General features: G+C 64.1%; 14 protein-coding genes. 6 read left to right on the top strand and 8 right to left on the bottom strand.

The features are described 5' to 3' along the window. Window positions 1-21: 21 nt before the first annotated feature. From EN846_RS00815 to EN846_RS00845, 7 genes are all read right to left on the bottom strand, one after another. Window positions 22-1,521, bottom strand: coding sequence for a CpaF family protein (locus tag EN846_RS00815; RefSeq protein WP_127285594.1), 1,500 nt, complete (start codon window positions 1,519-1,521; stop codon window positions 22-24). 143 nt (window positions 1,522-1,664) lie between these two features. After that, window positions 1,665-2,948 carry a CpaE family protein gene (locus EN846_RS00820; protein ID WP_189379817.1) on the bottom strand — a complete coding sequence of 428 codons (1,284 nt, stop codon included), beginning with the start codon at window positions 2,946-2,948 and terminating at the stop codon, window positions 1,665-1,667. A gap of 29 nt (window positions 2,949-2,977) precedes the next feature. Beyond that, a complete protein-coding gene (locus EN846_RS00825) occupies window positions 2,978-3,715 on the bottom strand; it encodes a CpaD family pilus assembly protein (RefSeq protein ID WP_127391110.1) in 738 nt (245 codons plus the stop codon). A gap of 14 nt (window positions 3,716-3,729) precedes the next feature. Then, window positions 3,730-5,259: a type II and III secretion system protein family protein gene (locus tag EN846_RS00830; protein ID WP_127309939.1), complete on the bottom strand. Its 1,530-nt coding sequence runs from the start codon at window positions 5,257-5,259 to the stop codon at window positions 3,730-3,732. Beyond that, window positions 5,256-6,068 (bottom strand): Flp pilus assembly protein CpaB, encoded by an 813-nt coding sequence (cpaB, locus tag EN846_RS00835; RefSeq protein WP_127285904.1) that lies wholly within the window; start codon window positions 6,066-6,068, stop codon window positions 5,256-5,258. The genes EN846_RS00830 and cpaB overlap by 4 nt, the downstream gene beginning before the upstream one ends. A 206-nt stretch (window positions 6,069-6,274) precedes the next feature. Then, the gene (locus EN846_RS00840; protein WP_127285905.1) at window positions 6,275-6,793 is read right to left on the bottom strand and encodes a prepilin peptidase; all 519 of its coding nucleotides are present in this window, start codon (window positions 6,791-6,793) and stop codon (window positions 6,275-6,277) included. A gap of 172 nt (window positions 6,794-6,965) precedes the next feature. Beyond that, window positions 6,966-7,136, bottom strand: a complete 171-nt coding sequence (locus EN846_RS00845) for a Flp family type IVb pilin (protein WP_127285906.1) — start codon at window positions 7,134-7,136, stop codon at window positions 6,966-6,968. 357 nt (window positions 7,137-7,493) lie between these two features. Between EN846_RS00845 and EN846_RS00850 the strand changes: the two genes are divergently transcribed. The 3 genes from EN846_RS00850 (at window position 7,494) to EN846_RS00860 (ending at window position 9,303) form a co-directional block, all read left to right on the top strand. Then, window positions 7,494-7,916, top strand: a complete 423-nt coding sequence (locus EN846_RS00850) for a pilus assembly protein N-terminal domain-containing protein (RefSeq protein ID WP_127285907.1) — start codon at window positions 7,494-7,496, stop codon at window positions 7,914-7,916. 138 nt (window positions 7,917-8,054) lie between these two features. Then, entirely contained in the window at window positions 8,055-8,645 is a 591-nt protein-coding gene (locus tag EN846_RS00855; RefSeq protein WP_127285908.1) for a TadE/TadG family type IV pilus assembly protein, read from the top strand. Between the two features lie 37 nt (window positions 8,646-8,682). Further along, window positions 8,683-9,303, top strand: coding sequence for a TadE/TadG family type IV pilus assembly protein (locus EN846_RS00860; protein WP_127391109.1), 621 nt, complete (start codon window positions 8,683-8,685; stop codon window positions 9,301-9,303). Between the two features lie 27 nt (window positions 9,304-9,330). Here the strand turns inward: EN846_RS00860 and EN846_RS00865 are convergent, their stop codons facing one another. Continuing rightward, window positions 9,331-10,293 (bottom strand): PhnD/SsuA/transferrin family substrate-binding protein, encoded by a 963-nt coding sequence (locus tag EN846_RS00865; protein WP_135913817.1) that lies wholly within the window; start codon window positions 10,291-10,293, stop codon window positions 9,331-9,333. A 173-nt stretch (window positions 10,294-10,466) separates the two neighbouring features. Between EN846_RS00865 and EN846_RS00870 the strand changes: the two genes are divergently transcribed. Genes EN846_RS00870 through EN846_RS00880 form a run of 3 tightly spaced genes read left to right on the top strand, consistent with a single transcriptional unit; the run spans window position 10,467 to window position 13,405 of the window. Next, on the top strand, window positions 10,467-11,717 hold the full coding sequence (locus tag EN846_RS00870; RefSeq protein ID WP_127391120.1) for a phosphopentomutase: 1,251 nt from the start codon (window positions 10,467-10,469) through the stop codon (window positions 11,715-11,717). Next, the gene (gene mutM, locus EN846_RS00875; RefSeq protein WP_127391107.1) at window positions 11,701-12,591 is read left to right on the top strand and encodes a bifunctional DNA-formamidopyrimidine glycosylase/DNA-(apurinic or apyrimidinic site) lyase; all 891 of its coding nucleotides are present in this window, start codon (window positions 11,701-11,703) and stop codon (window positions 12,589-12,591) included. Before EN846_RS00870 ends, mutM begins: the two co-directional genes overlap by 17 nt. A gap of 40 nt (window positions 12,592-12,631) precedes the next feature. Beyond that, a complete protein-coding gene (locus EN846_RS00880) occupies window positions 12,632-13,405 on the top strand; it encodes an enoyl-CoA hydratase (protein ID WP_127285913.1) in 774 nt (257 codons plus the stop codon). The last annotated feature ends 82 nt before the right edge of the window (window positions 13,406-13,487 follow it).

Genomic DNA, 13,487 nt, shown 5'->3' on the forward strand with positions numbered 1-13,487 from the left:
GCCCCTACGCCTCCAGATACCTCAGCCAGCGTTTTTCTCCATGGCCTCGAGCGCGGTCGCGAGGCGCTGCTCCTCGCCATAATAGCGGGCACGATCCCAGAAATGCGGGCGGCCGATGCCGGTCGATACGTGCTCGCCGATAAGCCTGCCGCTCGCGTCCTCACCCTTGATGTTGTAGAGGATGAGGTCCTGGGTGATGATGACGTCACCCTCCATGCCGATCACCTCGGTGATGTGGGTGATGCGCCGCGATCCGTCGCGCAGGCGGGCTGCCTGGATGATCACGTCGACGGAGCCGACGACGATTTCGCGCACGGTCTTCTGCGGCAGCGAGTAGCCGCCCATCGCGATCATCGATTCGATACGGTTCAGGCACTCGCGCGGGCTGTTGGAGTGGATCGTTCCCATCGAGCCGTCGTGACCGGTGTTCATCGCCTGCAGCAAGTCGAACACTTCCGGTCCGCGCACTTCGCCGACGATGATCCGCTCGGGCCGCATGCGCAGGCAGTTCTTGACCAGGTCGCGCATGGTGACCTCGCCCTCGCCTTCAAGATTGGGCGGACGGGTTTCGAGGCGGACCACGTGCGGCTGCTGCAGCTGCAGTTCCGCCGAGTCCTCGCAGGTGATGACCCGCTCCTCGCGATCGATGTAGTTGGTCAGGCAGTTGAGCAGCGTCGTCTTGCCCGAGCCGGTGCCGCCCGAGATGACGACATTGCAGCGGACGCGGCCGATGATCTTGAGGACCTCGGCGCCCTGCGGCGAGATCGCGCCGAACTTGACCAGCTGGTCGAGCGTCAGCTTGTCCTTCTTGAACTTGCGGATGGTGAGCGCGGTGCCGTCGATGGAGAGCGGCGGCGCGATGACGTTGACACGCGAACCGTCGGGAAGGCGGGCGTCGCAGATCGGGCTCGATTCGTCGACGCGGCGACCAACCTGGCTGACGATGCGCTGGCAGATGTTGAGGAGCTGCTGATTGTCGCGGAAGCGGATGCTGGTCTGTTCGACCTTGCCGTTGACTTCGATGTAGACGTTCTTGGAGCCGTTGACCATGATGTCGGCGATGTCGTCGCGGGCAAGCAGAGGCTCCAGCGGACCGTAGCCGAGCACGTCGTTGCAGATGTCCTCGAGCAGTTGTTCCTGCTCGGCGATCGACATCGCGAAATTCTTGATCGCGATGATGTCGTTGACGATGTCGCGGATTTCCTCGCGCGCGCTTTCGGGATCGAGCTTGGCGAGCTGCGACAGGTCGATCGTGTCGATGAGGGCGGAAAAGACCTGGCTCTTGGTGTCGTAGTAGGTCTCGCTGCGCTCGCGCTGGACCTTCTTCGGCTCCGGCGCCAGCGGCGGCGGCTCGACCGGGCGACGGGCGGGCTGGGCGGCCAACTCTCCCGACTGCGCCGGCGCGGCGGGGCGCGCAAGAACAGCCGTATCCGCCGATCCCGGCGCCGCGGGGCCCGGTGCCGGCTGGCGAAATTCCGGCTTGGACCGGTTGCCGTCGTCAGAGCCTCTCTTACCAAACATGATCGACTACCAATTCCGCCCGGAGCAGGATGCCGAAAAGTGTGAAGCGGCTTTCGGACGACATCATGCTCTACTTTCTTCGATTTAGAGGCGGATTCAGATTTCAGGTCCATTCGACCTGAAATCATCCGCCTCTGGGTGCGTCACTTCTTGTTGCGCGAGAGCTTGCCGAGAAGCGAGCCGAGGCCCGCCTTCTTCTTGATCTTGATTTCGCTGCGCCCGGTCAGCACATGCGCGATCTCGTCGATGATGCCGACGATCGGGCTCTTGGCGTCCATCTCGCCCAGCATGCGGCCGTTGTTGGCGGCGTTGCCGAACAGCAGCGGTTCGAATTGGATGACCGCCATCGGCGTGATGCCGAGCGGTTCGGAAAAGTCCGTCGGTCCGATCTCGGGACGCTTCGGAACGCCTGCCTGATTGATGACAAGCCTTGGCGGCGGATCGTTCGGGCGCAGCCGTTTCAGCATGTCCACCATGTTCTTGGTGTTGCGCAGATTGGCCAGTTCCGGCGTCGCGGTGATGACCACCTCATCCGCCTTGACGAGGATGCTCTTGCTCCAGCCTGACCAGATATGCGGCACGTCGAGGACCAGGAGCGGTGCGCTGCGCTGGGCGGTGTCGATGAGCTGCGAGAAGGCATCGGGATCGAAGTCGTAGACCCGTTCGAGCGTGGACGGAGCGGCGAGCAGCGACAAATGCTCGGCGCATTGCGCAAGCAGCCGGTCGAGATAGACCTCGTCGACACGCTCAGGCGAAAACACCGCCTCGGCGATACCTTGCGCCGGATCCTGATCGAAATTGATGTTGGCGGTTCCGAAAGCAAGATCGAGATCGGCGACGACCACCTCGGACTTGAACAGCGACGACATCGCCCAGGCGACATTGTGCGCGATGGTCGAGGAACCGACGCCGCCCTTGGCGCCGATGAAGGCGATCGAGCGGCCGATCGGTTCGGCCTCCGGATCGACGAAGATTGACGAGACCACGCTGACGATGTCGGTCATCGACACCGGCGCGATGACATATTCGGAAATGCCGGAGCGGATGAGCTCGCGATAGAGGCCGACATCGTTGTAGTGGCCGATCACGACGACCTTCGAGGACGGATCGCAATATTCGGAAAGCTGGGCGAGCTGCTCCAGCAGCTGCTTCGGCTCGCTGCGCGATTCCAGCAGGATCAGGTTCGGCGTCGGCGCCGACTGGTAGAACTCGATCGCCGTGGCGATGCCGCCCATATGAACCTTCAGATGGGCCTTCGCCATGCGCCGGTCGTCGCCGGCGAGGCGGACCGGACTGGCGACGCCCTCGGTCTCGCAAAATGCCTGGATCGAGATGCGCGGCACCGGCCGCAATGCCTGCATCGCGGCGATGTCCTGTTGCGATGTATCGCCGCCATCCACAGGCGCGTCATAGGCAAGATTGCTCATTGTCATGCTCTCTTCCTGACTTGCGCCACTCAGTAGGTCACTTCCGAGTTGCCGAGGAATTCGTTCGAAATGCCTCTTGAGCGGTAAAGGTCGATCACCGCGCCGCGATTTTCGGCGTCGATGTCGGATTGCTTGCGCGGCCCGAGCAGATCGTTGGGATTGGCCATCTGGGCGGCGAGGTTGTTCTGGTACGAGCAGCCGAAATCGGCGTAGTGCTTGTTTTCCGAATTCTGCAGCAGGTCTTCCGGCCAGCGGCCGCATCTGTCCGTCTGCGCCCTCACCGCCACGAAGGCGACGCGCACCGGCGCCGAAGCTTCCGGAACCGCCGACTGATACGACGTCATGACGATGCGGCCGCGCTTGACGCCGGAGGCGGCGGCGACCCGCGCGAAATCGCGACCGGCCACCAAGGCCGCCACCTCGTTGGCCGAGCCTCTCGGGACGGCGATGGTCAGCGACGGGGCCGCACTCTTGTCATAGCCGTCGAGGAAGCCGAGCAGCGTGTCGCGCTGGGCGCCGGTCATGCCGCGATCGCCGGCGCCGACGGGAAGATCGATCTTCTGGTTCTTTTCCGCGATGACGATCGGATGGGTGGTGCGATAGTCGTCGGGGATGGCGCCGACCGTGACGCTGTCGCGTTTCCAACCGGCGCAGCCGGCGAGCGATGCGGCGAGCAGGACGGCCAGGACCGGGGCTACGGAGCGGCGGATCCGCTCGCGACCGGACCTTGCCGGCGCCGCGGTGGTGTTCGATGTCGACTGAAACATGTCCGCTTCCCCGCTCACTTGTAGATGAACCCGACAACGCCGTGATAGCGGCCGGCGGGTCTGTCGGTCTGCATGGTGCCGTAGACGCGATTGACGCGGCCAAGGAACATGCCTGCGCCGTCGCTCGGGGCGTTGAAGTTGTCGTCCGGCTTGGCAAGTTCGTTGCGCGCGACCGGCTTGGCCAGATAGGGCGTGATGATGATGACGAGCTCGCTCTCGTTGCGGACGAAGTCGCGGCTGCGGAAGAGCGTGCCGAGCACCGGGATCTTGGTCAGGCCGGGCAAGCCGTTGACGGCCTGCCTGACGTCGTCGCGGACGAGGCCGGCGATCATCATCGACCCGCCGGACGGCAGTTCCACCGTCGTATCCGCCAGGCGCTTGCGCAGCGACAGCGCATTCATGCCCTGGCTCCTTCCGCCGGCCGACAGCGACACCGATCCCTCCGTGGTCGGCTCCGATACGGAGGTCCTGACCTTCAGGCTGATGCGACCGGGCGACAGCACCACCGGCTGGAATTCCAGGCCGATGCCGTATTCGATCTTCTCGATCGAATAGGTTCTGTTGCCCGTCTGGTTGTCGGTCGAAACGTTGGCGCTGACGCTGTTGACCATGTTGTACTCGCCGCCGACCTTGAAGGTCGCCTTCTCGCCGGATACGGCGGTCAGCGTCGGCTCGGCCAGGGTCTTCATGACGCCGGCCTGTTCCATGGCGTTGATGTAGGCCTGGATCGCCGAGGTGCCGACGTTGAAGCCCGAGTTCGAGATCGGCTTGCCGAGGCCGCTGAACGTATCGCCCAGCGCGCCCCAGGAAATGCCGTTGCTGCCGCCGCTGCCGACCATGTTGACGCCGAGCTGCTTCATCACCGAGCGGCTGACCTCCGCCACGGTCACCTTCAGCGTCACCTGGTCGTCGCCGATGATCTGCAGCAGGTTGACGATCTTCGAGACGCGGCGGTCCTGGTCGGGGTTGTTGATGTCGACGCCGCCATTGGCCGATCCGCCGGCGGCGGTCTGCGAATACTGGCCGGTCGTGGCTTCACCGCCGGACACGAAGATGGTGGCCAGGTCGACGGCGCGCTTGGCGTCAAGAGGCGTGTCCACGCTTCCCGTCAGAACGACGTTGTCGTTCAGCAGTTCGACCTTGATCTCGGACGTCGGCAGGAAGCGCTTGAGGTAGTCCTCCAGCCCGGCAACGTCGCGTTCGACCGCCAGATCGAGGCTGACGATCTGCTCGCCATTGGGGCCGAAGACAAAAATGTTGGTCTCGCCCACGGCCTTGCCGAACAGATAGATGCGCCGCGCGGTGCGGGTGACCGCATCGGCGACCGCGGGATTGGCGACCAGGATGTCATAGGCATCGCTCGGCAGGTCGATGACCACCGACTTGTTGAGACCGAGCTTGACGCGTTGTGTGGCGGTGGACGCCGACACCTGGGCGTTCCGGTTCGCGGCCTTCGCCTCGACCATGCCGGGCGCGTTGGTGCCGAGCAGGAACAGGCCGATCGCCGCTGCCGCCATGAAGGGCAGTTTACCCTTTAGCCTCATTTCCTTGCTCCCACTTCGGAAACTTCGCCCGACTTGATCATCCGCACCGTGCCACGCCGGCCGTTGCCGGAAACGAGATAGTCGGCCTCGCCCAGATTCTTTTCGTGAGCGTCCGTGATCGGACGCAGCGCCAGGGTCAGGCGATCGGCCATCTGCTGCGCGACCGTGATGATTTCGGCCTGCTGCGGCGACAGCTCAAGCGTGGCGGTCTGACCGACCCTGGTCTTCTTGCCTTCCTCATCCTCCTGGATGGTCTGGTCGATCGCCAGGACGCGGATGTTCTTCAGGATGGTCTCGGTGGTGAACCCGCTGCCGCCCGTTCCGGTGTCGGAACGGCGGGTCATGATCACGTCGACGAAATCATTGGGGAGGATGAAGCCGCCGGCCGATGTGTCGGCCGATATCGCGGTGGCGACGGCGCGCATGCCGCTGGGCAGGATCGACGACATGAAGCTCTGGCCCTCGCCGATCAGCTTGGAGCGCCTGAGCGGCTCGCCCGTGTACATCGCCACGCGGGCAACGGAGCCCTTCAGCTTGTCCACGGCATCGGGCTCCGCGGCGCGGGTGATGAAATTCGCGTTGATGCCGTCGGCCGGCCACGACTCCCAGCTGATGTTGTTCTCCAGCGGGCTGCCCATGGCGACATCGCCGGACAGAACGAGCACGTCCTGCAGCGCTATGGCCGGCGCCTGGGGGCTATCGACGACGACCCGGGGCGGCGGAACCGCCACCATGTTCTTCGCGACATAACCCGCGCCGCCCGCCGCGGCCACCGCCACGCTCAGTATTATAAGTCGGGATGCTGGCATCTGTCCGAACCCTCGCCTATGGCAAACCACCTAGCCAAGGCGGACTTTGCAGCCGCAATCGTCAAAACAAGGTTAATGCAATGCTTACGATCGTGATTAATTTAAGGTTTACATAAATTAGAACGAACCCCCCTCCGGGATGCGAAAAGGGCGGCCAAGCCGCCCAGTCCAAAATCGGATAACTCGTACGCGCGATGGCAGGGCGGCTAGGCGGCCAGCCTTTCCAGCGCCCATACCATCAGCGGAGAATCCGGAAAAACGATCAGACCGCCGATGCCGAGCGCGATGCCGTAGGGAACGCCGGTCGTCTGGTCGGCGAAATGGCGCAGGAAGGGATTGTGCCCGGTAAAGTCCGCCAGTGCCGATTTCCGGTAAGCAAGGATGGCGACCGTCAGCAGCCCGCCGATGAAGGTCGAGATCACCAGATATTCGACAAGATGGATGTTGAAGCCCATCCACAGCGCGGTGGCGGCAAGCAACTTGGCATCGCCGCCGCCCATGCCGCCGAGCGCGAACAGGCCAAAGGTCACGGCCAGCACCAGGAAGCCCGCCGCGAAATGCCAGCCATAGGCGGCCCAATCCATCCCCGTCAGCGGCGCCACCAAGGCAAAGACCACCACCAGCAGCACCGACACGCGATTGGCGATCGTCATCGACAGCATGTCGGAGATCGCGGCAAACAGCATGCAGAACGGAAAGACGACGAAGATGAGGGCTTCAAGCATGGGCGCGGTGCCTGCGGTCGAGTTCTAGCCGGTACAGCCTAGGCATGTTCGATTAACGATTGATGAGGCCGGCCAGTCAAAATCGCCCGCCTCGATGAAAACGCGAATGACGAAAAAAGGGCCGCCAGACGAGGCGGCCCTTTCGCTTGAAGAAGCTAATTCGCTTCAGGTATCAGGAACCTTCAACCTTGTTGGCGATGGCGTCGAACTTGTTGTTCAGCGCATTGCCGAGGGCGCCGGCGCCGACCATGATGGCGAGCGCGATGAGAGCGGCGATCAAGCCATATTCGATGGCGGTCGCACCGGACTCGTTCTTCACAAAACGTGCAATGAGGTTAGACATTCGAGAGCTCCTACTCCACGTGTTACAGCACTTCCGTCAACTTCTCTTGCCGGTTGATCGGATGCTGCCAATCTAGGGAGAAGGCCTTTCGATCGGCTTAATAAACAGCCTTACCGATTCCTTTCCGGTCTCGAACCCGTTGCTTGGTTAATCGTCAGCTAAAGTACCGGCGAGCCGCCTCGCCGCCCGCAAAGCAGCGGCAGAGGCGGATTCCCGGCGACTGTCGCAGGGAGGGCCATCGCCCGCCGCGGCAGGCAGTCGAACGCCGGCCTTAATCGTGCTGAGCAGGGGCTTAACCGTTGGTTCACCAATCTCGTTCATGTTCCGTTGAACAGTTTGCCGCCTTGGAGCGTCCAGATGACCGGGTTGAGATCGTCGTTTCCAGTTGCCGTGCTTGTCGCCGCCGCTGCCTTCGTCCTGCCGGCCAAGGCTGGGCCCGGCATCGAAGTCACCATGAACCAGGCCAAGATCGTCAAGCTGTCCCGTTCGGCCGACACCATCGTCATCGGCAATCCGGCGATTGCAGACGCCTCCGTGCAGGATGCCTCGACCATCGTGCTGACCGGCAAGGGATTCGGCGTCACCAATCTGGTCGTCCTCGACCAGGACGGCAGCCCGATCATCGACGAACAGGTCACCGTCGTGCGGCAGGATGCATCCTCGGTCAGAATCTACAGGCGCTCCGAAATCCAGACCATGTCCTGCACCCCGTATTGCGAAAGCTCCTACAAGAGCGACAGCGAGAAGGCCTCGGAAGCCGAGATGAGCGCCGGCCACTGAGCTGCCGGCCTATTTTGGCGACTACGGTTAGCGGCCGGCTAACGGCGCTTCGACGAATTTAACGGTCATCCAAACCGGGCTTCAATGGGTTTTCGTTAATGTCCCGGCCGACATCACAAGGATCGGCAGGGAGTGGGCATGAACAGGAAGCGAGCGCCCGAGGACGACAATCGCGGCAACGGGTGGACACGGCTCCGCGCCCGCTTTCTTGGTGATCGGCGCGGCAGCACGGCGATGGAATTCGCGATGCTTGCCTTGCCTTTCGCCCTCCTCGTCTTCGCCATCCTCGAAAGCTGCATTTCATTTGCCGGCCAGGAAGTGATGGCCAACATCACCGACGACATCGCCCGCAAGTTGCGCACCGGCCAGCTGAGGCCGGCCGACGTGAGCGGCACCAAGTTGCAGGACATGATCTGCGCCAAGCTGGAAATCATTGTCGCCAACAAGTGCCCGGGACTATCCGTGGACTTGCGCGAATATGCGACCTTCGCGGACGCCGCCACGGCGAGCTACAAGATCGTGAACAACCAGATCGTGCTGACTCAAGGCGCGAACTCGACGGCTTTCGGCGTATCGCCCGGGCTGGCGGAAACGAAGAACATGTTGCGCGTCTTCTACAAATGGCCGGTCATGACCGACTTCATGTCCAAGTCGATGACCAATATGACCGACGGCACCGCGCTGCACTTCGCGTCCGTGACGTGGCAGAACGAGCCGTTCGACAACTGAGATTGCGGGCATGCTTCGGCAAAACGGGGGTAAGGGCATGTATCGTGCGGGGGCACATCGGGGAATTTTGGCGGTCTGGACACGAGCGGTGCGGTTTGGCGCCGATCGCCGCGGCATCGCGGCGATCGAGTTTGCCTTCATCGTGCCGCTGCTGCTCGTCATGTATTTCGTGACCATGGAGGCCTCGCAGGCCATCGAGACCAGCAAGAAGGTCAGCCGCATCGGCAGCATGGTGGCGGACCTCGTCACCCAGCAGAACACCATCACCAAGGCCGATCTCGATGCGATCATGAAGATCGGCAACTCGACCCTGAAGCCCTACAACCGGTCGGATCCCAAGATCGTCATCACGGCGATAGAGGTCACCACCGATACGACGCCTAAGGTGCAGGTCGTCTGGTCGCGCAAGCTGCTCAACGGGGCCACCAGCCCCGATGCCGCGAAGACCAGCACCACCACGATTCCCACCGCGCTCAATGTCAAGGGCACCTTCCTCATCCGCGTCGAGAGCGACCTCGCCTATGAGCCGATCATCACCTGGGCGGCGGACAGCAAAGAGCGGCTTGGGCTGACCTCGGCTTTCAGCCACATTTCGATGAGCGAGACCTACTATCTGCGGCCGCGCCGGAGCACGACGATCCCTTGCGGCGACTGCTGAGAATTGCACGGCGCCGCTTCGCCGGGATTATTGCCCGCCCTCTTTGCCCGACACCATGCGCACGATCGCAGCCGCCATCGCATAGTCCTTTTGCGAGGAGACGGTGAAGCCGCCCGAATGCGTCGTCTCCAGAAGATCGTAGACATCGGGCGTCATCGACTTCAGGTTGGTGAGAAACACGGTGAGCCGGCGCTTGGCCTCGGGATCGAGATCGCTGCGCACGGCATGCGGGCCGTATCTGAGCAGGCCTGACGTCCACACGATCCGCAGCGCCGCCTTCGAAACACCCGCCGCCTCAAGCCGCGCCATCGTGCCGTTCGGATCGGCCGAGTGATCGCCCGCGCCGGCCGGCTGGCCTGCCGGAAGGGCCGGCGGACTGTCGGCCGCGGCCGGATTGCCGTCCGCCAGCGCCGCTTCCCAGCCGAACAAAGCATCGGCCTCCCCGTCGACCAGCATTGCCTCGGCGGCTGCGGCCGTGCCGGCATGCACGAGATAGGGTGAATCCTCGCTGATCCCGACGCCTGCCGCCGTCAGGCCGGCGAGCGGCAAAAGCGAGCCGCCGACGCTGTCGGCAGGCGCCATGGCGATGCGATGGCCCGGCATGGCCGCGAGATCCGACACCTTGCCGTCGCGCGTCACAAGGAGCGAGCGGATGCCGGCGGCGCCATCGGTATCGACCGGCGCCACCAGCGGCTCGACGCAGCCGCAGCGCTCGGACGCGGTCGCATAGGCGACGGCTGAATAGACGGCATACTGAATCCGTCCCTCCACCTGCGCCTCGATCAGCGCCCGGTAGTCGCGGGCGACGACAAACTCGACCTTCATGCCGAGTGCCTTGGTGTAGGCGTCGGTGAGCAGCGCCAGGCCCGGAACGGTGTTGCCGGCTCCAGGTTCGGCGACGATTCCGACGCGGAATGTGCCGATGTCGTCGCGCCAGTCGGCGCTGGCCGTATCCGGCCAGGACGCGGCCAGCAATGCCAAAGCAGCCATGCAGGCAGGCCTTGCCGAAAATCCGCCGCGCCTTCCCATCCCTGCCCCGCCCGTACCGGCATCCCGTCTCGCCCGACTATCGCGCCGAGCGGTTGCCGTTTGGTTTCCGAATTGCCAATGGCGATGCGGAACCCTATGTCTGGAGCCGCAGACAGGCAACAATGATCCCTTTGATGGCGCGCGCTTTCCTCTTTGTCCTCGACTCGTTCGGCATCGGCGGCGCCGCCGATGCCGAACGCTATGGCGATGCCGGCGCCGACACGTTCGGTCACATCGCGCTCGCCTGCGCCGAGGGGCGCGCGGATCGCGAGGGCCTGCGCAAGGGACCGCTCGCCGTGCCCAACATGGTCTCGCTTGGGCTGGCGGGCGCGGCGGAAACCGCGACGGGGTTCCGCTTCGGCAATGGCGGCACGGCGCCGATCGCGGCGGCTTTCCATGGCGCGGCGCAAGAAGTGTCGAGCGGCAAGGACACACCGTCCGGCCACTGGGAGATAGCCGGCCTGCCGGTGCGTTTCGACTGGGGTTATTTTCCGCAGACGGTGCCCGCCTTTCCGGCCGAACTGACCGAGGCGATGATCAGCGAGGGAAAGGTGCCCGGCATTCTGGGCGATTGCCACGCGGGAGGAATCGAGATCATCGAGCGGTTCGGCGAGGAGCATATCCGGACCGGCAAGCCGATCTGCTACACCTCGGTCGATTCCGTGCTGCAGATCGCCGCCCACGAAACGCATTTCGGCCTCGAACGGCTCTACGAATTCTGCAAGACGGTGCGCAGGCTGGCCGATCCGCTGAACATCGGCCGGGTGATCGCGCGGCCTTTTGTCGGGGAAACCGTCGCCACCTTCGAACGGACATATAACCGCCGCGACTATGCCGTGCCGCCACCCGAACCGACGCTGCTAGACCGGCTGACGGGGCGCGGCAGCAAGGTCATCGCGGTCGGCAAGATCGGTGACATCTTCGCGCATCGCGGCATCTCGGAGGTGCGCAAGGCCGCCGGCAACATGGCGATGTTCGACAAGGCGCTCGGCGCGATGGACGATGCCGACGACGGCGACCTGGTGTTCGCCAATTTCGTCGATTTCGACACCGAGTTCGGCCACCGGCGCGATGTCGCCGGCTATGCCGCGGCGCTGGAGGCGTTCGACCGGCGCCTGCCCGAAGCGCTGGCGAAACTGCGACAGGGCGACCTGCTCATCCTCACCGCCGACCATGGCAACGATCCGACCTGGCGCGGCACCGACCATACGCGCGAACGCATCCCGGTGATCGGCACCGGACCGGGGCTGGCAGGCGGCGACATCGGCCTCAGGCCGACCTTCGCCGATATCGGCGACACCGTCGCCGAGCATCTCGGGCTGGCGCCCGGCCGTCACGGCACCTCCTTCAACAAGGCGATCGGCGGTCATGCCCGAACTGCCTGAGGTCGAAACCGTCCGGCGCGGGCTGCAGCCGGTCCTGGAAGGCGCTCGCCTGGTCAGGGTCGAGGCGCGCCGGCCCGATCTCAGGTTTCCATTTCCCGCGCGTTTCTCCGAACGCCTGACCGGCAAGACCATCACCGCGCTCGGCCGTCGCGCCAAATACCTGACCATGCATGTGGATGGCGGCCCGGTGCTGATCTGCCATCTCGGCATGTCGGGCTCGTTCCGCATCGAAGCCGCCGATGGCGACGAGACGCCAGGCACCTTCCATCACGAGCGGTCGAAGAGCTCCACGCACGACCATGTCGTTTTCGATGTCGAGACGGCCGCGGGCGCCCGCTCGCGCGTGATCTTCAATGATCCGCGCCGTTTCGGCTTCATGCTGTTTGCCGAAGGCGTGCCCGATACCCATCCGATGCTGACCGGCCTGGGCGTCGAGCCGACAGGCAATGCGCTGGACGGCGCCCTGCTCGCCTCGCTGCTCAAGGGCCGCAGATCGCCGTTGAAGGCAGCGCTTCTCGACCAGCGGCTGATCGCCGGGCTCGGCAATATCTATGTGTCCGAAGCGCTGTGGCGCGCCGGCCTGTCGCCGCTGCGCGAAGCAGGCACCATCGCCAAGGCCGGCAAGAAGGCCAGCGAGCAGGCCGAACGGCTGGCCGAGGCGATCCGGTCGGTCATCGCCGATGCGATCGCCGCCGGCGGATCGTCGCTGCGCGACTATGTGCAGACCGATGGGTCGCTCGGCTATTTCCAGCATTCCTTCGCCGTCTACGACCGCGAAGGCGAGCCATGCCCGAAGCCTGGCTGCGGCGGCCATATCGAGCGCATCGTGCAGAGCGGCCGCTCGACCTTCTATTGCCGGACCTGTCAGCGGTGAGCTAGACCGATCTCCTTAATCGGAACGAGGAGGCGATGCCATGACCTATGAAACCATCATCGTGGAGACGCGCGGCAAGGTCGGGCTGATCACGCTGAACCGGCCGAAGGCGCTCAATGCGCTGAACACCGAGGTCATGAGAGAAGCGGTCGAGGCGGTGAACGGGTTCGGCGCCGACCCCGGCATCGGCGCGATCGTCATCACCGGTTCCGAGAAGGCCTTCGCCGCGGGCGCCGACATCAAGCAGATGCAGTCGATCGCCTTCGTCGATGCCTACACGCAGGACTTCTTCGTCGGCTGGGAGGAGCTTACGCGCGTGCGAAAGCCGATCATCGCGGCGGTCGCGGGTTACGCCCTTGGCGGCGGCTGCGAACTGGCAATGATGTGCGATTTCATCATCGCCGCGGACACCGCCAGGTTCGGCCAGCCCGAGATCACGCTCGGCGTGATGCCCGGCATGGGCGGATCGCAGCGGCTGACCCGGTTCGTCGGCAAGTCGAAGGCCATGGATATGTGCCTGACGGGGCGGATGATGGATGCGGCGGAGGCAGAGCGCTGCGGGTTGGTCTCGCGAGTCGTGCCCGCCGGCGACCTCGTCGAGGAGGCGCTGAAGGCCGCGGCAAAGATAGCGGAATTCTCGCTGCCCTCTGTGATGATGACGAAAGAGGCCGTCAACCGGGCCTATGAGACGACGCTTGCGGAGGGTTTGCGGTTCGAGCGGCGGCTGTTCCATTCGCTGTTTGCGCTGGACGACCAGAAGGAAGGCATGGCGGCCTTCGCCGAGAAGCGGAAGCCCAATTTCACCAATCGATAAGATGGCCGGGCGCCAGCCTCAAAAAGAAGGCAAAGCGGCGTTGACGCGCCGGAAAAGCTGAACTATAAGCCGCACCAACCGA

Source organism: Mesorhizobium sp. M4B.F.Ca.ET.203.01.1.1, from assembly GCF_004791025.1.
Taxonomy (GTDB): domain Bacteria; phylum Pseudomonadota; class Alphaproteobacteria; order Rhizobiales; family Rhizobiaceae; genus Mesorhizobium; species Mesorhizobium abyssinicae.